This window comes from Bacillus sp. FSL W8-0629 (assembly GCF_038593225.1).
Classification (GTDB): Bacteria; Bacillota; Bacilli; order Bacillales; family Bacillaceae; genus Bacillus; species Bacillus altitudinis.
The window spans coordinates 326,801-349,605 of record NZ_CP151975.1 but is presented as its reverse complement, the minus strand read 5'-3'; the positions used below and the strand labels follow the sequence as shown (position 1 = coordinate 349,605).

Genomic DNA, 22,805 nt, shown 5'->3' with positions numbered 1-22,805 from the left:
TCCCCTTTGATTTCTTATCGACATGATTGACCAATTTTGCTATAATCCATTTTAAATGTTCCATTAAAAGAAAACAAATTCCACTGTACGGAATAAAACCGATAGATGTTTTGATGGAGGAGATATCATGATCTACCTGCTCATTTTCACACTTCTTATTAGCTTATACATCGTTCATCAACTATTCCCTGCTCCCATTCTCTCCTATTTGGTTGGTCTGCTGGCGGCTGCTTCGCTCACCATTTCCTTTAAGAAGGCCAATGGGCTTTATTTGAAAACGGGTGCTATGTTTCTCTTGATTGGATTGGTGTTATTTTTCTGGTCAGAACAGCCTTTGCATACGCTTTTCCTTCATTTTCATTCCATGCTAGGCTTGCTTTCTTTATTTTTCATGTTGCCATTTATTCATTCTCTCATACATGTTGGACATTTCGATACTCAATTAAATAAACTGCTTACCTTACATACAACGAGTACAAATCAGCTTTATCGCAAGAGTTCTTTTGTCACTCATGTTCTTGGCATGTTTTTAAATATCGCAACGATTCCCTTATTATATACATCCTTGAAGACGTCGCTGAACACCCTTCAGGAACAAGTCAAACAGCACCTTTATACGCGCAATCTTTTAAGGTCATATGCGCTATGTCTTAGCTGGAGTCCTGTCGAAGTACTGGTGAGTGTCACGATTGATGCAACCAAATTGAAATATTATCAGATTGCACCCGTTACCTTTTGTTTAATGGTGCTTGTGCTGTTGACGGATTGGTTGCTGTTTTCTCGTCAAAGCAAACGATTGCCGCATATCATCCAGCCGGCAGAAGCTCACTCCAACCCTCATCGCATCAAGAGAAAAACCATTCAGCTTGCTTTCATGCTGCTCAGTTTTATGACAGTCGTTTCGCTTGTTGACGCCTGGATTGGGAAAGGTTATCTGTTCGCTGTTGTGCTGACGATTATTCCTTTCGCTCTATTATTCTCGTCTATCATCAAAAAACGAAAACAATATGTAGCCGTCTCTATTCCCCATTGGAAAGAACGGACCCGCCAGCTCTCCAATTATATGTGTCTATTTTTAAGCGCGGGCTTCTTTGTCGATATGCTGCTTGTCACAAACAGCCTGCAGCCGATTCAAGCATTTATCGTCAGTATATCAGATCATGCCATTTGGGTTTATGGGGTCATCGGGCTGTATTTTCTCATCACCGCTCTTTGCGGTTTTCACCCGCTCGTTTCGCTTGCTCTCTTAGTGAGCTTGATGGCACCTGTCATTCATGAACTGCCTGCCCTTCCCATCGCAATCATGCTCATTATCGCTGGGACCTCAACGGTCATGTTTAGCCCATATAATGTATCTGTCTCCCTATTAGCCGATTTGATGAAGGTCAACCCTTACCGAATCACTCGATGGAATATCTGGTTTGCTGGTTTTTATATCAGCATGGGTATCGCATGTGCAACGATCATCACCGTCATCTTTTATTCATAGAAAAAGAGAACCCAATGAGTTCTCTTTTAAGATTGTTGACAAAGGGCTAAAATGAACTTTATTTTAGCCCTTTGTCTTTTTTTCAGCGCGATAGAAAACCTTTGTAGCCCTAGGAAGGACGAGTACTGGCGCGGAGCGAATTTGACATTCGTGAGCACTGGCACACAGGACTGACACCGAATGCGAGGGTTTGTCTACACGCTGAAAGAGAACCCAATGAGTTCTCTTTTTCTTACTCTCTATTATTTTAATTGAATCCGTTCAATCTTACCTACAATAAAGATATACGACAACGCTCCGCCTAATGCCACTAGGCTGACGAATAAAATACCGCCGTTGTAAGAGCCTGTCGCCGATACAATGAATCCGATGATCAGCGGGGTGATGATGCCGGATAAGTTAGCAAAGAAGTTAAATACGCCGCCAGCCAGCCCGACCATTTCTCTTGGTGCTACCTCAGACAGCATGGTCCAGGAGATATTAGACAGTCCTTGCGCAAAGGACGCGATGGATAAAATAGTGAGCACAAGCGGGATATTCGTTGTAAAATTCGCTAAAACAATGGTACTTGTCAGAAGCAGACCGACCACAACCGGCAGCTTTCTCGCTACATTGACCGATACACCCTTTTTAAGCAGCCAGTCAGACACATAGCCTCCAAACAGCACCCCAAAGAATGCAGCGATGTATGGCAGGGATGCCGCAAAACCCACTTTGAGAAAGGCCATATTTTTCGCCTCTGCTAAATAGGTCGGAAACCATGTTAAAAAGAAAAAGAGGGTAGACGCAACAGAAAATTGACCAATATAGAGTCCAATCAATTTACGATATTTTAAAAGTGCGGCAAAGTCTGCCCATTTCAGTTTCTCCTGTGATGCCACAGTCAGTCCTTCGCCTTGACGGATCAATTCTAATTCATCTTCATTGATCTTCGGATGCTCTTTTGGTTCGTGATAATACTTGTACCAAAAGAAAGCAAATATAATACCGAGCGCACCAGCAGTAATAAAGACGGTTCTCCAATCGAAAGTTGTCATAATCCAAAAAAGAAGAGGTGTCGCAAATGCAAGCCCCACATACTCTCCAGCGGTATAAACCCCTGTTGCAAATGCGCGTTCCCGCCTTGGAAACCATGTGGTCACAATGCGATTATTCGCAGGAAATGCGGGAGATTCTGTAATTCCGATAAACAAACGGCAGCCAAATAAGAAGGCAAAGCTGTTCGCAAACGCCTGTAAACCGGTGAAAATAGACCAAGTAATGAGTGATATTCCATACGTTACCTTTGATCCAAACTTATCAAGAATAAAGCCGCCAGGGATCTGCATGGCTGTATAGGTCCAGCTAAATGCTGAAAAGATGAGGCCTAATAAGGCAGGGTTTAATTGCAATGAAGACTGAATCGCAGGTGCAACAATAGATACACTGGCTCGATCAATATAGTTAATAGCGGTAATAAAAAACAACAGAATCAAGATGCCGAAACGAGCTTTTGTTGGTTTCGCATAAGCAGGCCGCAAGTCGTTCCCCTTCAGTTCTGAATGCACTTTCATAACCATCCTCCTTTGTTTCCGCAGCGTGCGGATCGGTTGAGTGTCTTAAATGACCCCTTTTTTTTCTAACTGTTTACACTCTTCTTCTGTGAAGCCAAGCATTTTCGTTAAAATGTCATAATTATGTTCACCTAAATCAGGCGCAATATGGCGAATACGACCGGGGGTTTTTTCAAACTTCGGAATGATTCCAGGCACCTTCACTTTTCCAAGACGTGGATGATGCACCTCGACAATATTTTCTCGTGCTTTAAATTGCGGATGCTCAAAGATATCCCGAATGCTTAGAATCGGACTCACAGGCACACCATGTGTATCTAGAATGTCTAAGACGTCATCTCTTGTTTTGGACGCAATCCACTGCGAGACGATCTCATCCATTTCATCGTTATGCTTCAGCCTGGCTGCATTCACAGAGAATTTCTCGTTCTCTAGTAAATCTAAGCGATTCATCGCCTCTGCCAATCGATTAAAGGTCGAATCTGTACTCGTCACAAGAACCAAATAATGCCCATCCTTTGTCTCATAGGTGCCGGCAGGGCTTGAATGACCGCTTAACCCTGGTGAACGCTCACGCACCTTCCCTAGCTTGTCATATTCAGCAACCAAAAATTCTAACATGCGGAACACAGATTCATAGAGAGCCAAATCCACCATTTGCCCTGTTCCTTCTGGATGTGTGTCACGGTAATACATCGCTGTCACAGTGGCAAACGCCACATAGATTCCTGCGATATAATCCGTAAGGGAAAAGGAAGGGCTGACTGGATGCCGATCTGGAAACCCTTGAATATATGTAAAGCCGCTAAATGCCGTCGCAGGTGTACCAAACCCCGCCTTGTCCTTAAATGGACCGGTTTGCCCATAACCCGAAACTCGAATCATAATTAAACGAGGGTTGATTTCTTTTAATACATCGTACCCAACGTCCCATTTTTCAAGTGTGCCCGGACGAAAATTTTCAATGATCACATCAACCTGCGCTGCAAGCTTTTTAAAAATGTCTTTTGCTTCTTCTTTGTGTAGATCGAGTGTAAGAGATTTCTTATTCCTTGAAAGCCCTGACCATCTCAAAGGTTCACCATCTGCAAAAGGGCCAACATGCCGCAGTGTATCCCCTTTTCCAGGAATCTCGACTTTAATGACCTCTGCACCGAAATCTCCTAGAAGCACCGCGCCGTATGGTGCAGCAATCATCGTTGAAACATCTAATATTTTGATTCCTTCAAGTGGTGTATTCTTATTCATTGCTTGACTCCCTTTCGTTCAATTGATAAAGGGCTAAAATGCTTTCTATTTTAGCCCCTTTTCTTCTTTCTCTCGTGCAAGGTTTCTTTAGTCCTTCGGCAGCTGCCCTTGCGGTGTATAGAGCCAAATCAGCCATAAAGGTTCATCCCCTGTGTTCACATGCTGATGCGAGACACCGTCTGGAATAAACATAAAGTCATTTTGTTTAAATGATTGTCTTTCTCCATCGCAAATGACTTCGCCAGACCCCTTAATCACATAATCAAATTCCTCTGAACCCGGGTGATTGTGTACTGAGCTTGCTTCTCCCGGCTCAAAAATAGTGAGACCTGCCATCATATGCTCTGATCCAACGGTATCTGGTGTGATCGTTTGAAACACCTTCCGAATCATGTTCTCTTCTGGATGATCTAAACCTAACCATAATGGATGACCGTCTTGAAATGGATTTAATACTTTAATTTTCATTGTTGATTCCTCCCTAGTCATGTTTAGTTCACACTGACATGTGAACGTTTTGTATTTGGTGAATAAATATCATTAATGTTCCAATGTCCATCAGTAGGCACAGGATCATTTTTCATCGCTACATCAATGACACACGGTTCCTGAGAAGCGATCGCTTCAGCCAAAGCTTCTTTGAATTCAGAAGCCGCCGTAATTTTGATCCCCTTCATCCCATAACCTCTTGCAATGGCTGCAAAATCAGGCGAATAGCTTTCTCCATCTTTTCTAAAAACAGTGCCGTATGTCGTTTCATAGTGTGCCATTTGCAAGCCGGCGATCGTCCCAAACGCACTGTTGTTCATCACAATCCACACAACAGGAATGTTTTCTTCCATAGCTGTTGCAAGAACAGATGGATTTTGACCGAATCCGCCGTCCCCGACAAGTGATACAACGACACGGTCAGGCTGGGCAATCTTTGCTCCAAGTGCAGCAGGAGCGCCAAATCCCATCGTCGCAAAACCACCTGGGGTTAAAATAGTGCCTGGGGTGAATACAGGAAATTGCTGTCCGACCCCATTTTTATTCCAGCCAACATCGGTTGTAATGAAGGCATCAGGCGGCAATACTTCCCGCACCTCCTGCAAAATACGTTGTGGTTTCATTGGGAAAGACTCGTCTTGAATATTCGTCAAATTGCTCTTCTGAAATTCCTCACGATATACCGCAATATCCTTTTTCAATTGAGGGCGATCCAGACCTTCTGGTAGCCTTTCTTTCGCCACACGATTGAGTACGGTCAACGCCTGTTTGAGATCTGCTACCGCTCCAATTTCCACAGGATAATTTCGGCCAATTTCATTCGGATCAATGTCAATATGAATGAGCTTGGTTGATTGGAAATTGAACGTATACTCCGATTCCCACGAACTCGCATCTGCTTCAGCAAAACGGGTGCCTAAAGCCAATATATAGTCCGCTGCTTTACACTGATCATTGATAAATTTCGTCCCCCAAAACCCTGTCATACCAAGGGTCATTGGATGATCATCTGGCATCGCCCCTTTCCCCATCAAAGAATGGGCAACAGGGATACTCAAATGGTCAGAAAATGCCTTTAACTCTTCTGCTGCATCGGCTAGTAAAATGCCTCCCCCTACATATAAAAGCGGTTTGTCTGCCTGCAGCAATCGATCTAATATCCGATTCGCTGTTTGATCATCAATAGATGGTTTTTCAACGGTGTGTGTATGATGAGCGATTTGTTCAAATAACGACACATCTAAGTCTTTTGAGAACACATCCATCGGAACTGAAATCAGGACTGGCCCAGGGCGGCCGCTTTCAGCTAACTGAAACGCTTTTGATAAAATTTCTGGAAATAATTCTGGAATGTCGACTCGCCATGCTCTTTTCACAAACGGGCGATAAATTTCGTATTGAGAAGCATCGGAATGAAGATTGATTTCTTGGTGTGGGTGCTTTCCGTAGTAATGACTTGGAACATCTCCTGCAATAACAACCATTGGAATGGAATCGAGTGCAGCATTCGCTACGCCTGTTGCCGCATTGGTGAGTCCAGGACCTAAGTGACTGAGCACAACAGCCGTCTGTTTTTTCGCTCGTGCATAACCGTCTGCTGCATGCGCCGCTATCTGTTCATGTCTGACATTCACAAATTGAATACGGCTTTTTTCTAGCGCTGATAAAAAAGCAATATTCGTATGACCGCACAGACCGAAGATATGCTCAACTCCTCGATTTTCTAAATACTGAATGACCTGTGTAGATATATTCTTCTTCATGTTTCTCTCCTCTCACGGTGCAGCTATGAATCTGCTACTCACTGATTCTTTGAAAACACAATCGATAGAACGGTATTCAAATCCTGTATCGCAACTTGTCCAGGTGCTGAGCTTTCTTTCCCTACAGCAAAGGTCATGATAGACCCAAAGAGTCCACCTACCATTCTTGTGAAGGCGCCATATTCCCCCATCGCCATCGAAATAACGGGGATGGACAGATGCTTGTTCGCCTTGCCCGTCGCAGAAAGCAGTGTCAATGCATCCTCATAGGAATGCGGCATGACGGCGATCTTTGCGATATCGGCGCCAACCGATTCTGCATGGGTGAATAGCTCCACAAGCCGATCCGCCGCAGGGGTACGCTGGAAATCGTGGTACGACACAATCAAGATGACCCCGTTTCTCTTAGCCGCCTGACTGACTTGCTGGATATGCGAGACATCATGCATTAATTCAAAATCAACGGCAGCCACAAGCTGAGTGGCACAAAGCTCAACAAGCAGGGAAACCTTTTCACCCTCTGAGAGTGAGATGCGTTCGCCGCCCTCTTTTTCAGAACGAATGGTGAATAAAAATGGGATGTTATCTGCCTGTTCGATCATCCCTTTTAGGGTGTCGATGACTTGTTCCTTGTCATTGAGGTGATTGAAAAAATCCGCTCGCCACTCTATCACATCAGGCTTTTTCTCAGCTAACACCTCAACTTCAAGAAACAATTCTTCCTTTGTTTGTCCAATGAGCGGCGTACAAATCATTGGCTGACCGCCATTTTGCACATTTTTTAACTTTTGCTGAAAGACATTCACATCCATCTGCCCCCTTTATAGCCCATTTGGCAGCACAACCATTTTGGTTTCGGTCATCTCCTCGATGGCGAAACGTGGGCCTTCCCTTCCAATACCGCTTCGTTTAATCCCGCCATATGGCCAGTGATCTAGTCTGAAATTCGATGTCCCATTGATGACTACGCCGCCAGTTTCAAGCTCTTTTGCTGCGTGTAACGCAATATCTAGCTGATTCGTAAAGACACCTGCCTGCAAACCATATCGACTATCGTTTGCTTCTTTGATTGCCTCATCCAGCTCCTCATATGGGAGAATGCTGACAACTGGACCGAACACTTCTTCACAGACGACCTTGGCTTGTTTTGGCGGGTTTAGCAAAATAGCCGGTGTGATGCTTGCGCCATTTCGTTGTCCTCCAGATAGAAGCTCGGCACCCATTTTCTCTGCCTCTTGTATCCAAGCCTCCACACGTTTTGCTGCCTGTACATCAACCATACAGCCGATATCACTTTCACTAGACAGCGGATCTCCAACGACGAGCTGTTCTACTTTTTGTTTAAGTGTCTCAGTAAATGTCGACATAATTTGCTTGTGAACATAAATTCTTTGAACAGAAATACAGCTTTGACCAGAGTTGCTAAAGCCCGTTTTGGCACAAAGAGATGCGGCTTGCTCGATATCTGCATCATGATGAACAATCGTCGCTCCATTTCCTCCGAGTTCCAGTAGTACCTTTTTTAATCCAGCAGAGTTTGAAATATGTTCTCCGCCCACCGCACCGCCAGTAAAAGAAACAAGATTGGTTCTTTCATCAGTGACTAACTGTCTGCCGGCGTCTACTCCTCCAATCACAAGTTGCAGGCTCTTTTCTGGAAACCCTGCTTCAAGCAGGAGCTTAACAAACGCTGTGGCAACAGCTGATGTTTGCGGTGCTGGTTTTAAAATAATGGCATTCCCTGCCGCAAAAGCTGGACCGATTTTGTGACAAATTAAGTTGAGAGGCGCATTAAAAGGCGTAATCGCCAGCACAACCCCAACCGGCACTTTAAATGTCATCGCCATTGCTCTCTGTCCACGGGAAGATACATTGCCAGGAATGGTCTCACCGATTAGTCGATTGGCTTCTTCGGCTGACTGCGCCAGCGTTTCAATTGATCGTGAGACTTCATCTCTTGTATTTTTAAGCGGTTTGCCTAATTCTAAAGAAATGAGTTTTGCAAAATGCTCTTTTTGTTCTTCCAATAAGGCAGCTGCCTTTGTTAGAAGCGTTGAGCGTTCTAATGCTGATATTGCCGCTAATTGTTTTTTAGCTTGCTGCGCAATAGAAAGCGCCTGTTCTATATCTTCTGAGGAGGCAAGATAGGATGTACCGATCATTTCCCCAGAGTATGGATTGATAATGTCTTCTTTGACATGGTTTGCATCCAGCCATTCGCCGTTTATATATGACAACGCTTTCAATTCACTCAAATTCTCTCACCCTCCTTCAAGTGACGCGTCCCGACCCCCGCATAACGAACAAGTCTTTCTTCATTCGGACATGGACCTTTCACTAGGGCACCTTTTGTCAGCTCTTCATATGCATGCGCCACGATGCCCATTCCTCTGGATAAGGAAAAGATGCCTTTTGCCGCTTCAGCTGGAATGTTTAATTCACATTGGATCGCAGCAGATACACCATCTATGTTCATCGTGATTTTTTTCCCTTTTAATTGTTCAAGCTCATGTCTAATCGCCTCAGCTAACCGTAAGTACGTTCCGCTGATATCACCTTGCTGCACATATGTTTGACTCAGCTCATACAGCCGTCTCACTCTAGGATCATCATCATGCAGCTGATGACCGATTCCCGGAATTTTTTCCTTGCGAGCTAACCATGTCTGACATACTTGCTTTGCAGCATACTTCATATCTTTTTGTGCATCATAAACCGCTTTGGCTTCGTATAACATACGCATCGCCTTTTCACCAGCTCCGCCATGAATATCACCTAATAGATTCACCCCTGTTGCAACAGAAGAATTAAACGAAATGCCGCACGTAACCGCCATTCTTGCCGCTGCAATAGACGGTGCTCTTGGCCCATGATCCGCACCTGCGACAAGAACACTTTCAAAAAGAGCTGCCTTCGAATCATCTAGTAATTCACCAACAAGCAGTAGATAAAGCATCTGTGGATACGATAATTGACCAATAAGCTCTTCAATTGGATAGCCCCGAAGTTCAATTGAATTTTTTTGAATATGACTAATCTCAGTCTCCCACCAAGCGCCTCCTTCTTTGTATATTTCCAGTGCACTTCGATTTTTCATTGTGTGAATCATTCCTTTAGCCACTTATTTGGAGATGAACGACTCCTTTTATTCCGTCTAGTGGAATTCAATTTCACTTTTTGGAATGTGTTTTCATTGTAAGCGCATTCGTTTTTATCGTCAATCATTTTTTCTGAAAATACTGTCTTTTGATGAGAAATTAAGTGAATCGAACTAATTATTTCACCACTTCTTCTTCAATTTACCCTTTATTTAGTCAAACAGACTTATGTAGATCGTTCTACTAATTAATGAACCATTTTCGATTCATTCTGTCAAATTCAGCTGAAATTTGACAGAAAAAAACCTCTCCATCTACTGGAGAGGTCACTTATTTTATTTCCACCAGTCATCAAACATGGAAGCGGGTACTTGGCGTTTATGTTCTGATTGAACATAGCGTTTTTCAATCGCTTCTGCTGCTTGATCTGACACGGGCTTACCTTCTAAGTAATCATCAATTTCATTATACGTAATGCCGAGTTCTGTTTCATCCGTTTGCTGAGGCTTGTCATCCAGCAGATCGGCTGTTGGTTTCTTTAAGTATAGACGCTCTGGTGCTTGCAGCGCTTCTAGTAGCGTCCGTCCTTGGCGTTTCGTCAGACCTGTGAGCGGGAGAACATCTGCACCGCCATCACCATACTTCGTGAAAAAGCCCGTCACAGCTTCAGCTGCATGATCCGTTCCAATGACAAGTAAGCCTTCCTGTCCACCGACGGCATACTGTGCGATCATTCTCATGCGTGCTTTGACGTTCCCTTTATTAAAATCAGACAGCGCACCGCCTGTTTCCTTTTGATATTGTTCACTGAATGCCGTCACGGCAGGTGCGATGTCATATTTCCAAGACTTGTCCGGCTGAATAAATGATAGAGCCAGCTGCGCATCGTCTTCATCTTGCTGCGTGCCATGCGGTAGACGGACTGCAATAAAGACAGCATCCTCTTTTCCTTCTTGACGAAGCTCACTTACAGCGAGCTGAGCGAGACGACCGGCAAGCGTTGAATCCTGTCCGCCGCTAATACCGAGAACGAATCCTTTTGCACCGGTCTTTTTCAAGTAAGCCTTTAGAAATCCAACCCGTTTTTCGATCTCCTGCTTTGGGTCAATTGAGGGCTGCACATGCAACTCTTGGCTGATTTTTTTCTGCAAACTCATACACTTTTCCTCCTAAGCATCCTCTACATGAAGAGAACAGGTTTTACTTCCATTTCAATTGATTTACCTACGATTTTAGCCACTTTATTATATCATGTTTTGAAAAAAGATATTTTTTAGACGTTCCCCTTTTTCATAAATGATCAAACATTCACAAACGAAATAGACCAAGTCTCTTTGACTGGTCTTTCCTTTTCAATCGATCTCCACCCGGATGGATGTACAGCTTGAGCCATTGCATTTTCCAATGTCGGCAGGACATGCAGACACCGCGACAATGAGGTCCATTTCTGCACGCAGACGAATGTAATCACCGGAGAGCGATTTTGGCAGCTCGACAGACAACTTTCCTTTGTCATCAATGATTGTATTCATAAAGACATTAAAAGGATAATACATATCCTCTTTTGGAATTCCGAATGGCTCAAAAGCTGTTCTGAGATTATCGTAGCATGTATGCATGACCTCTAGGTGCGTCCTGCCATATAAGAGCTGATACATTTCTTGCCGGCACGCAGGCATATATAAATCATGACATTCGACTGTATCTTCAATGACCGTAAACATTGGCTTATATAAATTAGAATAAAGCTGATCTCCCTTTTTCACCTTGGAAGAGAACAGGCTGTCCATTGTAGCGCCTTGATCAAATTTTTCATAAAAATCCTTTTCATGATAGGCCATCACATCTGCTACTTGCTGCCCTTCGACATCAACCACTCGCATACATTGTCCTTTTCCTAACCGAAAACCAAGCCCATCCTTTGGTAAAATCACGTATTCTCCGTTCATCACATGCACTCCTTTCCATGTTGACAGTATGCCCAAAACGTCCTCTTGATCATGTATAAAAAAAAAGAGGCGGTCACAAGCTAATGCTATTGAATCGGAAAGGTGTTGCACATGCATTGAAAGAAGAACAATCTTTATCTTGGTGGCAGCTTTCTCTTATCGGAGTCGGCTGTACAATCGGCACTGGTTTCTTCCTTGGTTCCAGCATCGCTATTACAAAATCCGGTTATTCCGTCTGCATTTCATTTTTGCTTGCGGCAGTCGGCACATATCTCGTCTTTAAACACCTGGCTGCGATGACAGCCGAGAACCCAGATAAGGGATCATTTTGTTCCTATGCCCGAAAAGCCTATGGGCGTTGGGCGGGTTTTAGTAATGGCTGGGTGTATTGGTTTTCAGAAATGCTGATCACAGGGAGTCAACTGACGGCGATTTCTCTTTTTACTCGTCACTGGTTTCCATCCATTCCACTATGGGTGTTTTCAGCGATTTATTCCGCTCTTGCCCTGCTTGTGATTATCATTGGGCTTTCTTCTTTTCAAAAGACGGAAAATGTCCTTGCCGTGCTGAAAACCGGGGCGATCCTATTGTTTGTCGTCCTTGCCGTTCTTGTTTTATGCGGCATTCTCACAGAGCATAGGCCCACCCTCCACCTGCCAAATAAAGACCATGAATGGATGCCGCTCGGCCCACTCGGTCTATGGAATGGGCTGATTTATGCGTTTTATGCTTTCGGGGGAATTGAAGTCATGGGGCTGATGGCGGTTCATTTAAAAGATCCGAAAGACGCCGCAAAATCTGGACGTGTGATGCTGATCATTCTTGCTGTCATTTATATCGTCTCCATCGGACTTGCGCTTTTGCTTGTGCCAGTGACAGCCTTTAACGAGAATAGCAGTCCATTTATTACATCACTGGAACCATTTCATTTATCGATTTTCCTTCATATCTTTAATGGCATTTTCATTATTGCCGGGTTTTCAACATTGGTTGCCTCCCTCTATGCAGTCACGACGCTGCTTGGCACGATGTCGGAGCATCACGATGCACCTGCTTGTTTTAAACAAAAAGAACCATCTCATGTTAGATGGTCTTCGATCTTGTTAACTGCTGCTGGATTGATTGTCTCGATTTTGCTGGCACTCTTTTTGTCCAAACACATATATGAGCATCTCACAACAGCAGCCGGTTTAACTCTTTTATACACATGGGTGTTTATTCTGCTATCAAGTAAAAAGCTGTCAAAACCATCTACTCGTCAAACGTGTGAAACGGTTCTTGCCCTGCTCTTAATCGGTGCGGCCGTTACAGGCACTCTGACAGAGGCAAGCGGACGACCCGGCTTTTTTATAAGCCTTGGGATCATCGCCGTGATTGGCATCATGGTACTCTTTATGAGAAAAAAGTGGAAACAGGATCAGGCCGCATCATAATTTCATCATGTTTTTTAAAGCAGTAAATGGACATTTGGCGGAGGCTGGTTTCTCCGCCTCATCATCTGAGAGAAAATATTGTTTCCATTCTAAATTTTTCTGATCCCCGTACCATTTTAATGCTGGGTGTACATCTACTTGATCATACGCCTTCAGCCTCTTCCGAACGAGTTTACTCATTTTTTGACCAAATGTGGTGGAACCGTTCATCTTTTCAAACACCCACCTTGGTTGAAAGGCCCACATCACATAAGGAAAGTGACGACTTTTTCTTAGCTTATGCGCTGGTGTCGCGCATAAAATAAAATAAGGCTCCCCATGAAAACAAAATTCCCATTCATGATTTTCAGGATCTGATGGAATTTCCTCTGGCCATTTCATTTCATCCTTTTGATGTAATTGCTGAACAACCGACCAAAACTGCTCCTCATACTCTTCGAGCGAATACTCCTTCATATCCTGCGGTGTTTCAAAAAAGCAAATGAACGAAGCATATTGACCGGTTTCCCTAGAGCAGCTTTGGTATTCCCTTAAAAGCTCTGCTAATTCATTCACGGCCTCTTCTCCCCGCGGATCACCGACAAATCCATAACGCAAATGATCGAGAAAAAATCCTTGTCTGCCTGGTACACACGGAAATGTATCTGCCTCATCCCCTACCATCTCTCCAAACTGTGTGAAGGCATCCTGCTTCCATTCTTCGAGTGATCGTAGATTTTGATCAAGGCAACTTTTTGCATACAGCTGGGCCATTTTCTTCCACCTCGTTTTAGCGTCTTCTCCATAGCCTATGAGGAGGAAAAAGCTGTGGTGACTGTCCTTCAACGACTTTCACTGGACATTCACAAGGTGGTTGATTTGCCGGATGAGGCAGGAATTCACTTCCATTTATCTAATCATGTATGAGTATGCTTCTGCATATCATCATTTAGCCGCCTCTATCTAATAGAATTGGTCATTATAAAAGAAATGGGTGAATGACATGCGTCTTCTTTTTCTCCATCCGATGTATCTGATCTTATTTACACTACCAGTGATGGCTTTCCTTTGGGGATTTGTTGGTTATCTGCTATTTAAACGGATATGGCCTGTCCTCATATTAACGTCCGTGATTTCGATGATTTTCATCTTCGCTTATACTGGATTTGACCTTAGCAATCTATACTGGGTCCTTCTGATGACGGCTCTTGCTTTTGTATCAAGCGGACTCTCGAAGGTCATACACGTTCATGTTCAAGAGAAAAAACGGGAAAAGCCTTTATGATTGTTTCTTCTTTAAAAAGATGGAATCAAGCAGCCAATAAATAAAGGCCGCGCAAAAGCTAAATAGATAAACTTTGTAGCTAATAAAGACGACAACACCATAATCAATCCATAATGCGAGCGCCGTACAAACCACCCACGCCCCGATAAAATAAACCAATAAATCACGGCGTCGAAACTTCTCAGGATGACGGTGTAAAACCATTTGGATAGGTGTAGCAAATAGGACATAAGCGATCAAAATGAAAAGACTGGTGACCTCCACATAACTGAATCTGGATTCAGGTGGGGCAAACAACATGGTATAAACAAATGTCGCTGTGATCACAGACAAAATCAGCATACACACATAGTTGAATGCTGGCAGGAACATACGCATGGCAAAAACTCCTTCAATTTTATGTATCTTCCATCATGATTGAAGAGTGTCCTATTTCTGTCAAATATGAAAAAGGGCTAAAATGATTTAGATTTTAGCCCTTTTTCTTATCAACCATTCTATCCAATGAGCGCCATGATCCCTTGATATCCAAAATAGGCACCGAAGCCAAGTAAAGAGAGACCTGCCAGAACGGATAAGCCGTGCAACATTCGTTCATTTAAATACCGTCTAAACGTACTGGCGAGTAGCGCCATACAGAAATCCCATAAGAGCATGCCGATGAAAATAGCGATGCTGTACATCAGCATTTGAGATGCTCCATACTTTTCAATCGTATTGGCCAAAATACTTCCATAAATTCCAAGCCAAAATAAAATACTAAGCGGATTGGAAAGAGAAATAAAAAATCCCGTCATGAACGAATGCCCGATCGACGTGTTGCCTCCATCCTTCTTCGGGCTTTCCTGCAAATTGATTTTACGAAGGCTTTCAATACCGGTATAGGTCAGAACGAAAAAGCCGAACAGCCACAAAAAGGTTTTCACAAGAGGTGCAGTCAAAAGCTGGGCGACACCAAAATAGATGAGGAGCATATAGACAATATCCGCAGCCATAGCCCCCACACCAAAAATCCAAGCGTGCCAAAATCCACTTTTAATCCCTCTGTCGATTTGGGCTGCATTGACTGGCCCAACAGGCGCTGAAAGTGACAACCCTAAAAAGATATAACCAAAAAACACCGCCACATAGACGTCCTCCTTTTGATGCTGACTTGTACATGTTATTCACGCTTTCGTTGTTTTAGTACAAGTCCTTCGTCACCTTTTCTGAAGATAAGCTATACAAAAGGAGGAGCCACCAGAGCAGCTGCTTATCGATCGGCTTTCATCGCCGGCGGCTGTGTGGGTATGGTTTCTTTTTTCCGAGATCGATTCATTTGAATGGCAGCCGCAAAAAGGAGAACAGCTAAAAAGGAGAAAACAAAGACGGCGCTTGCCGCACCTGCCCACTCAAGGCTAAACCCAATCAAAAAGGACAAACAAGCTCCACCTAAACTAGCGGCAGCAATAAAATAACTCGTGGCCTCGTCGATGGCATTTTCAATCATTAATGCAGAAGCTGTCAAGGCAATGGGGAACATGCCAGCTGCGCATAGACCGATGAAAAAGATAAGAATTAGCTGCGCGGCGATGTGGGTGGCTAGAGCAAATACGGCGAGCAGCACAATCATCAGCGCTGCGCTTAACTTTAAAAAACGAAGCGGATGCAGCTGATCGGCTTTTCTCGCAATGACAGTTCTGCCAATGACGATCGCTGTCCAAAAAGTAGAGACCGCAAAAAGACCCCAGTTGTCTCCCCCTTTTTCTAGCATGATCGACGGTAAAAAGTTCGCAAAGTTCGTTTCAATTCCTGCGTAGAAAAACGCAAAACAGATCATCAGCACCACAATCATTCGATTCCCTCGATCAAACAGCAAGGACGGTTTCTTCATGTCTTGAATAGGAGCCGCCATCTGCCCACGAGGGAGTTTATTCATAAAAGTAAGCCACAGCATAAGGAAAAAAGTCAGTGCACCGACTTGAAATAAAAACACATAATGCCACGTTTCCTCTGTCACAGTCAGCAGAATCAATAGAGGAAATAATAGCGCACCTAATCCAAAAAAGACCTCCATGATGCTGATTCGCTTTGCACTGTTTGCCATTGAAATGACATACGCCCCGGCCGTTGTCTCAAGACTGCCAGCACCGCTCCCAAGGAAAAAACCTGCCACCACAAGAATCGTCCAACCTGGCACCAAAAGGCCAAGAAGAAGCGCTCCAATCATCAGCAGCAATCCCATCGTCAAAACAGCGCCGTAGCCTTTTTTCCTCACAAGAATGGGCGACAAAAGAACGCCTGTCAAAAAGCCAATAAACTGAAAGAAGATTAAAGAAGATAATTCCCCAGGACCCTTCTCATAACTAGACAGCAAATAAGGCGTTAAACTGCCAAAAAACACATGAATGGTCCCAATAAAAAAATAAAAGATACAGCCAAAATAAAACACCTTTTTCATCTTTTCACTTCCTCTAAAAAGGAGCGGAGTCATGATATCCTCCGCTCCACCTCTTCATTAATATGCGCGGGCAGAGACGACAGCCTCTTCCCTCTCGAAGCACGTATTCAGCGCAGCCTGCGCGCGATAACCATCTTCAAAATCAGCTACCTTCATATGAGATGGATATGAGTTTGTATTTACCCAATGCATCAGCTGATCACGGAATGTATCAGACCATCCATAAAATTCATTCGGCGGATCTGTCAGCAATGTTTGCGGCATTTGATGACGCTCTACACACAAGCCATCACTGATCTCATATTCGTTTTTCATGTTTGTATGGTATTTAAAAACCTTGTCATGCCCCACCACTTCTACACTAAATCCACATTCTTCCGGCTGCGTACTTTTGGACGTCACCAAATGAAAGAACACTTGATTCTCCATTTGCCCAAAAATTTCGGTATGGTCATCGACCTGTACCTTTTTCTCTTCTTTTTCCTTTACATGTGTCAGCATCTTCGTATTAAGGGATTCTTTTTTCATTTCACTGCCAAATAAGTACCACAGCATATCAATCAAATGAATCCCTAAATCTCCTAATGCACCGCTTGTACGCAGACTTTCGCCGCTGTCTCTCCACGAAAATGTCTTTCTTCTAAGGGCACTATTTTTCTTAAAATGTGTCCGTACTGTCAAAACGCGTCCTAATTCACCATTGGCGATCAAGTTCTTCAAAATATTCACAAAGGATAAATAGCGATAGTTAAAGCCCATACTGGCTTGAATCTGGAACTGTTTGGCTGTCTCCACCATTTCCTTCGCTTCTTTTAACGATACAGCCATCGGTTTTTCGCATAAAATCGGCTGTCCTGCTCTAAGCGCCTGAAGGGCATGGTCCTTGTGACAGAAGTTAGGGGAAGCAATGATCAATCCATCTGATGCATCCGCTAGTGTTTCGATACTGGCATACACCCGTCCACCGTACTGTTTAATAAATCCTTGTGCGACGGATTCGTGCAAGTCATAGACCCCAGATAATTCTGTACCTTTGATCGTTGATAATGCTCTAGCATGTGCTTTTGCAATATTCCCTGCTCCAACAATTCCAATTTTCTTCATGAATGTGCCTCCTCATGTTTATACATCACTGTTTTCAGTGTTTCATAGATTCCTTTTGCATACCCATGATGACAAATTTGATGATGATGCCGTTTGGCTTCGGCTGTTGCATTTTGGACAAGAAAGCCGTGCGTGACGGACTGAAGCATCCGCAGATCATTCCCACTATCACCAAAAGCAAAGCCCTTATCTTTTGACAGGTTATATTGATTCAGCATAAACCGAACGATTTCATCCTTTCCTGTTCCCACTGGTAAAAAATCAACGTCATAGCAATCCGCAGGGTCACCCGCAAGTGGGTTGCATTTGTTGATGTTCACCGCCACTCCCCGCTCCTTCGCAAGTGTTTGGATGAATGATAGATGATGGAGATCTGTTCGTTCATCCTGCTCCTGATAATAGAAATTCTTTTTATACCCAGAGCTGCCTAGCTGCGTTTGCGGCCTAAGGGTGATCCCCTTTTCACGTACGGCTTGCAGAATATCTTCAATTTTTTCGTCTGAAAAGCCCTGTGCATCAAGCCGTTTCATCCATTCTGCATCCGGCTGTCCAAATTTCCCATCTGATGTATACACGATTTCAGTTCCTAAATTCGACGCAATAAAATGCGGGAATTGATAGAAACCGCCTTTCTCCATTTTGCTCGTAACAGAATCAAGGCTGCTTCCCGTCACCCAGCCCAGCATGAGCTGTCCGGCTTCGCTCTTTTCTGCCACAAAAGCTTCCAGCCGTTTTACATCCTCTCTCTGCTCCTCGGTCATTCCGTGAGAATAATAGGTCTCATCGAAATCACAGAAGACGATCCACTGCGGATGTTGTGGTTGATGCACCAGCTTTTTATTGAATGGAAGATTTGATAACATGATGGACCCCCTCGATGACTTTCTCCTGATCTTGCAGCGGCATACCTGGATAAAGCGGCAAATGGAGTAATTGCTGTACGGCTTTTTCCGTATGTGGAAGTGCCGTTTGTTTATACTTTTGAGAAACAAGATTCGTTTGATGCTGATGCGATAAAATTGGGTAATAGACATCTGTTTCTATGCCCATTTCCAGTAATTTCTCTGCCAGCTCATCTCGGCTTCCCTTCACCACTCTGATCGGGAATAGATGCCATACATGATCCTCTGTTAGCTTCGGAAGCTTTATATAGCCCTCGTCCTCCAGCGTTTGCAGCTGATCTATGTATCTCTTTGCCAAGTAAAAGCGTTTAAAGTTTTGCAAACCTAAATATTTCATTCGTTCTAGCCCGATTGCGGCCTGTAAGTTATCAATCTTAGAATTAAAGCCATAGTCACTGCGCTTCACGTTTTTCTTTCCTGGTTCAAAACCGTGATAGCTGATTTCCATGCATTTTTCGGCTAGGGCTTCATCATTTGTCGCGATGGCTCCTGCCTTTCCGCAAACTCCAAGGTTTTTGTAAGGATTAAAGCTGAGAACAAGTCCATCCCCAAATTCCCCAAGCCCGCTACTGCCAATCGCCTGACAGCCATCCTCAATGATCGATAGACCATGCCGTTTCGCAATCGTCGAAATGGCCTTCATATCCGCTTGCTTTCCATACAAATGAACCGGGAGAATACATACTGTCTTATCTGTGATATGCTTTTCTATTTCATTCGGCGCTAGGCAGTAGGTGTCTGGATCAATATCGGCATAGACTGGAACCGCACCAATCGCAAGCACTGCATTTTCTGTTGCAGCAAAGCTGTTGGCAGGTAGGATGACCTCATCTCCAGAATGGACGCCTGCTGATATTAAACTGATCATCAAGGCATCTGTTCCACTTGATGTGGCAATGACATATTTTTTCCCTAAGTACGCTGCAAGCGTCTTTTCAAACTTTGGAATATAAGGCCCTGATGTAAAACGGCCTGAACTTAATACTTCTTTCAGCACCTGCATAATATCATCAATCTCATCCTCTGAAATCAGTTTATCGACCGGCAGGAACGGTATCTTTTTTTCCTTATTTTGTTTATAATGGAAGAGAATTTTTTCCAAACCTGTACGCGCAATATCTTGCTCAAGGAACGCAGCAAGCTTATCATTCGCTAGATTCTTTTCAACTGAATCAGCCTTTACTTGAACACCTTGATTGATCATATCCAGCAACGGTAGATAATCCTTGCTTTTACCTGATATCTTCGTCAATATTTGCATTCCATTCCCTCCAATTAATCAATTCCATTTGTTAATATTTAACTTGTTTCACATTGTAAATGATGTTATCGATTTCAGAACAATAACTTTGTGTAAAGGATTTGTTAATATGTGTACAATTTATGAAATTGCCAAACGCTGCGGGGTTTCAACGACCACTGTTTCTCGGGTGCTGAACAACCATCCATATGTATCCGAAGAAAAGCGCCAGCACATTTTACAGGTGATGAAGGAAATGGAGTATACACCAAGCTCAGCGGCCCGCACCCTTCGGTCACATCAGACAAAAACCATTGCTGTGTCTGTTCCAGCTGTGGACCATCCTTTTTTTGCACAATTGATTAAAGGCATTTCAAAGGAAGCGCTGGATCAAGGGTATAAAGCCATCGTGCTACAGACGTTTTATCAAGAATCAGTAGAACTTGAAGGGCTTCAATTATTAAAAAGAAAAGAAGTAGATGGTGTCATATTGGGGGCGTTAGAAAATAAGTGGGCAACAATCGAGCCATTTTTAGCAAACGGCCCGATCGTCATGGCAAATGAGTATCATCAAACAGCAGACATTCCGATTATCGGATATGATGAGCGGGAAGCTGCTTATAAAGCGGTTGACTACTTGATTCAATCAGGGCGTACATCCATTGGATTTTGCTTTGATACAGAAAGCAGTGAAGCGCAAAAACAAAGAAAGCAAGGCTATCTTGATGCGCTTTCTGATCACAGTTTGCCGCTTAAAGAAGATTGGCTGTTCGGCGAGGCTTTTACCATTGAAGACGGCTTTCGTTTGATGGACTTAATCCACCGGATGCCGGATGCGCCGGATGCGATTTTCACCGGCAATGATCAAGTGGCAGCAGGCCTCATTAAACAAGCCATTTCATATGGATATCACATTCCTAAGGATTTAGCGGTGATCGGTTATGACAATCAAGACATTTGTGAGGTGACAGCACCAACGATCACGACCATCGACATCCCCATCGTCGAGCTCGGCCAGCAGTCTGTAAAACAAATGATTCAGCTGCTCCAAGATCAAAAACCATTACAACGTGAACATATTCAGCTACCTACTCGGCTTGTCACACGAGAATCCACATAAAAAAAAGACTGAGAAATCTCTCAGTCTTCCATTTTTCAATCAATCGATCAACCTATATAAATTGAGCAAGAATGAATGTCCATATACATACGATGCCAAGCAAAATGAAGCTGTACTTCACTGTTTTTTGGAAGAGCTCAGATTCTTTACCTGTTTCTCCAACAGCTGCTGTTGCAATGGCAATGGATTGTGGAGAAATTAATTTCGCCATCACACCACCGGTCGTATTTGCCCCGATTAACAAACCTGCCTGAGAGCCGATTTGAGAAGCGGTGACTGCTTGAAGGTTGCCGAATAAGGCATTGTTACTCACAACAGATCCCGTAATAAACACGCCGATCCAGCCAAGCACTGGGCTGACAAGTGGGAATAAATCGCCTGTTTTAGCAAACGCTAGTCCGATAGCAGAACTTAGACCTGCAAAATTCGCCAAGTTGGCAAAGCCCATGACAAAACAAATCGTAAGAACAGGAACCCAAAGCTCTTTGACCGCTGCATTTAAGCAGGCAGCCCCTTCTTTTAATGTAATATGTCTGCTGAACAATCCTGTCAGCATCACTGCAATTAGAATGGCGGTACCTGTTGCACTAATAACATCAATTTTAAAGATCGCATCAATCGGTGTTTCTGTTTGAGCAATTGGCGGTAATTTCACAATTTGCTGATGCAGAAACGGCATTTTCACTAAAATGGTTGTCCAGTTAAGCGGTCCTCCTTCAGCAAATAATGCTTTAAAAGCTGGTAGGCTCCATACAGTAATGACGGCAGTTAAAATATAAAACGGAGACCATGCTTTCAGCACCTCAATCCCGCTATACGTTTGTTTCTTCTCAATGGCTGGTGCCCCTGCTTCACGATAAATATGTTTCGGCTGCCATTTTCGAAGAAATAAAGCCAAAATTCCCATACTCGCTAAAGCTGAAATAATATTGGCAAGCTCAGGGCCCATCGTGACCATTGTAACAGCCTGCAGAATCGCATAGCTTCCACTTACAACAAGCAAGGCTGGAAGTGTTTCTTTGATTCCCTTAAAGCCGTCTACAATGAGAATAAGCAGAAACGGAATACAGAAAGAAATAAAAGGAATGGTGTACACAAGGGTTTGAGACAGCTCTAGCGGCGTCATATTCCCCATTTGCGCCCCTGTAATAACCGGAATACCTACTGCACCAAAAGCGCCAGACGCAGCATTTGCAATCAAGCAGAGCATGGCGGCTTTCAGTGGTTTAAACCCAAGCTCTGTTAAAAGAGCGGCACTAATCGCAATCGGAACACCGAATCCAGCGGCTCCCTCTAAAAATGCGTTAAAACTAAAACCAATTAATAAGAGCTGTAAACGTTGATCTTGAGAGATTCCTGCAATACTAGAGCGAATGACATCGAACTTTCCAGATTTCACAGCAATTTTATAGAGCCACACGGCCATGATGACGATATATCCAATCGGCCACAGCCCATTAGATACACCGAGCACCACAGCAGATAATGCTTTTTCAATTGGCATATGAAAGAAGAAAACAGCTGTTACAAAACTGACGATCAAGGTAAAACAAGCGGCTAATACCCCTTTTAACTTAAATACAGTTAATGCTAGTAGGAAAAACAAGATTGGAAGCATAGCCACCAATGCACTGACGAACTCATTACCAAACGGATCATATATTTGCTGCCACATAGTGATTCATCCTTTTCTGCTCAGATAGGTTGCCTTTG

The 22,805-nt window shown here is 43.6% G+C and carries 21 protein-coding genes; 4 read left to right on the top strand and 17 right to left on the bottom strand.

All coding sequences use genetic code 11. From position 1 onward, the window contains the following. The first annotated feature begins 127 nt into the window (after positions 1 to 127). Positions 128 to 1,489 (top strand): hypothetical protein, encoded by a 1,362-nt coding sequence (locus NSQ17_RS01905; protein ID WP_342467787.1) that lies wholly within the window; start codon positions 128 to 130, stop codon positions 1,487 to 1,489. Positions 1,490 to 1,731: 242 nt separating this feature from the next. Here the strand turns inward: NSQ17_RS01905 and NSQ17_RS01900 are convergent, their stop codons facing one another. The 9 genes from NSQ17_RS01900 to NSQ17_RS01860 form a co-directional block, all read right to left on the bottom strand. Next, a complete protein-coding gene (locus tag NSQ17_RS01900) occupies positions 1,732 to 3,042 on the bottom strand; it encodes an MFS transporter (RefSeq protein ID WP_008342087.1) in 1,311 nt (436 codons plus the stop codon). 45 nt (positions 3,043 to 3,087) lie between these two features. Then, a complete protein-coding gene (locus NSQ17_RS01895) occupies positions 3,088 to 4,290 on the bottom strand; it encodes a CoA transferase (protein ID WP_135010167.1) in 1,203 nt (400 codons plus the stop codon). A gap of 87 nt (positions 4,291 to 4,377) precedes the next feature. Continuing rightward, positions 4,378 to 4,758, bottom strand: coding sequence for a cupin domain-containing protein (locus NSQ17_RS01890; RefSeq protein ID WP_024718975.1), 381 nt, complete (start codon positions 4,756 to 4,758; stop codon positions 4,378 to 4,380). A 23-nt stretch (positions 4,759 to 4,781) separates the two neighbouring features. Then, positions 4,782 to 6,542: a thiamine pyrophosphate-binding protein gene (locus tag NSQ17_RS01885; protein WP_047945860.1), complete on the bottom strand. Its 1,761-nt coding sequence runs from the start codon at positions 6,540 to 6,542 to the stop codon at positions 4,782 to 4,784. 38 nt (positions 6,543 to 6,580) lie between these two features. After that, positions 6,581 to 7,354: a type I 3-dehydroquinate dehydratase gene (gene aroD / locus NSQ17_RS01880; protein WP_342467786.1), complete on the bottom strand. Its 774-nt coding sequence runs from the start codon at positions 7,352 to 7,354 to the stop codon at positions 6,581 to 6,583. 9 nt (positions 7,355 to 7,363) lie between these two features. Then, positions 7,364 to 8,797, bottom strand: a complete 1,434-nt coding sequence (locus NSQ17_RS01875; RefSeq protein ID WP_135010171.1) for an aldehyde dehydrogenase family protein — start codon at positions 8,795 to 8,797, stop codon at positions 7,364 to 7,366. After that, the gene (locus NSQ17_RS01870) at positions 8,794 to 9,651 is read right to left on the bottom strand and encodes a citryl-CoA lyase (protein WP_286068355.1); all 858 of its coding nucleotides are present in this window, start codon (positions 9,649 to 9,651) and stop codon (positions 8,794 to 8,796) included. Before NSQ17_RS01870 ends, NSQ17_RS01875 begins: the two co-directional genes overlap by 4 nt. A 324-nt stretch (positions 9,652 to 9,975) precedes the next feature. Beyond that, on the bottom strand, positions 9,976 to 10,797 hold the full coding sequence (nadE, locus tag NSQ17_RS01865) for an ammonia-dependent NAD(+) synthetase (protein WP_024718980.1): 822 nt from the start codon (positions 10,795 to 10,797) through the stop codon (positions 9,976 to 9,978). 195 nt (positions 10,798 to 10,992) lie between these two features. After that, positions 10,993 to 11,589 (bottom strand): urea carboxylase-associated family protein, encoded by a 597-nt coding sequence (locus tag NSQ17_RS01860; RefSeq protein WP_096882145.1) that lies wholly within the window; start codon positions 11,587 to 11,589, stop codon positions 10,993 to 10,995. Between the two features lie 83 nt (positions 11,590 to 11,672). Here NSQ17_RS01860 and NSQ17_RS01855 point away from each other — a divergent pair, with 83 nt between their 5' ends. Continuing rightward, positions 11,673 to 13,022 carry an amino acid permease gene (locus tag NSQ17_RS01855; RefSeq protein ID WP_268373329.1) on the top strand — a complete coding sequence of 450 codons (1,350 nt, stop codon included), beginning with the start codon at positions 11,673 to 11,675 and terminating at the stop codon, positions 13,020 to 13,022. Here NSQ17_RS01855 and NSQ17_RS01850 read toward each other — a convergent pair. Further along, positions 13,017 to 13,775 carry a YqcI/YcgG family protein gene (locus NSQ17_RS01850; RefSeq protein ID WP_024718983.1) on the bottom strand — a complete coding sequence of 253 codons (759 nt, stop codon included), beginning with the start codon at positions 13,773 to 13,775 and terminating at the stop codon, positions 13,017 to 13,019. The two genes, NSQ17_RS01855 and NSQ17_RS01850, sit on opposite strands and share 6 nt — an antisense overlap. 229 nt (positions 13,776 to 14,004) lie before the next feature. Here NSQ17_RS01850 and NSQ17_RS01845 point away from each other — a divergent pair, with 229 nt between their 5' ends. Then, positions 14,005 to 14,286, top strand: coding sequence for a DUF2651 family protein (locus NSQ17_RS01845; protein ID WP_024718984.1), 282 nt, complete (start codon positions 14,005 to 14,007; stop codon positions 14,284 to 14,286). Here the strand turns inward: NSQ17_RS01845 and NSQ17_RS01840 are convergent. The 6 genes from NSQ17_RS01840 to NSQ17_RS01815 all read right to left on the bottom strand — a co-directional run bounded on the left by NSQ17_RS01840 (position 14,281) and on the right by NSQ17_RS01815 (position 19,993). Beyond that, positions 14,281 to 14,664 (bottom strand): UPF0715 family protein, encoded by a 384-nt coding sequence (locus NSQ17_RS01840; protein WP_342467785.1) that lies wholly within the window; start codon positions 14,662 to 14,664, stop codon positions 14,281 to 14,283. The genes NSQ17_RS01845 and NSQ17_RS01840 overlap by 6 nt on opposite strands. 119 nt (positions 14,665 to 14,783) lie before the next feature. Then, on the bottom strand, positions 14,784 to 15,413 hold the full coding sequence (locus NSQ17_RS01835) for a LysE family translocator (protein ID WP_039166356.1): 630 nt from the start codon (positions 15,411 to 15,413) through the stop codon (positions 14,784 to 14,786). Between the two features lie 125 nt (positions 15,414 to 15,538). After that, a complete protein-coding gene (locus NSQ17_RS01830) occupies positions 15,539 to 16,726 on the bottom strand; it encodes an MFS transporter (RefSeq protein ID WP_342467784.1) in 1,188 nt (395 codons plus the stop codon). Between the two features lie 57 nt (positions 16,727 to 16,783). Next, the gene (locus NSQ17_RS01825; protein ID WP_024718988.1) at positions 16,784 to 17,830 is read right to left on the bottom strand and encodes a Gfo/Idh/MocA family oxidoreductase; all 1,047 of its coding nucleotides are present in this window, start codon (positions 17,828 to 17,830) and stop codon (positions 16,784 to 16,786) included. Further along, a complete protein-coding gene (locus NSQ17_RS01820) occupies positions 17,827 to 18,693 on the bottom strand; it encodes an HAD-IIB family hydrolase (RefSeq protein WP_024718989.1) in 867 nt (288 codons plus the stop codon). Before NSQ17_RS01820 ends, NSQ17_RS01825 begins: the two co-directional genes overlap by 4 nt. After that, entirely contained in the window at positions 18,668 to 19,993 is a 1,326-nt protein-coding gene (locus tag NSQ17_RS01815; protein ID WP_326111455.1) for a DegT/DnrJ/EryC1/StrS family aminotransferase, read from the bottom strand. Before NSQ17_RS01815 ends, NSQ17_RS01820 begins: the two co-directional genes overlap by 26 nt. A gap of 109 nt (positions 19,994 to 20,102) precedes the next feature. On the opposite strand from NSQ17_RS01815, the gene NSQ17_RS01810 reads away from it, so the two are divergent. After that, complete coding sequence (locus tag NSQ17_RS01810; protein ID WP_159145371.1) at positions 20,103 to 21,092, top strand: LacI family DNA-binding transcriptional regulator; 990 nt, start codon at positions 20,103 to 20,105, stop codon at positions 21,090 to 21,092. Between the two features lie 52 nt (positions 21,093 to 21,144). Here NSQ17_RS01810 and NSQ17_RS01805 read toward each other — a convergent pair whose 3' ends face one another. Beyond that, the gene (locus tag NSQ17_RS01805; RefSeq protein ID WP_342467783.1) at positions 21,145 to 22,767 is read right to left on the bottom strand and encodes an L-lactate permease; all 1,623 of its coding nucleotides are present in this window, start codon (positions 22,765 to 22,767) and stop codon (positions 21,145 to 21,147) included. Positions 22,768 to 22,805 lie beyond the last annotated feature (38 nt).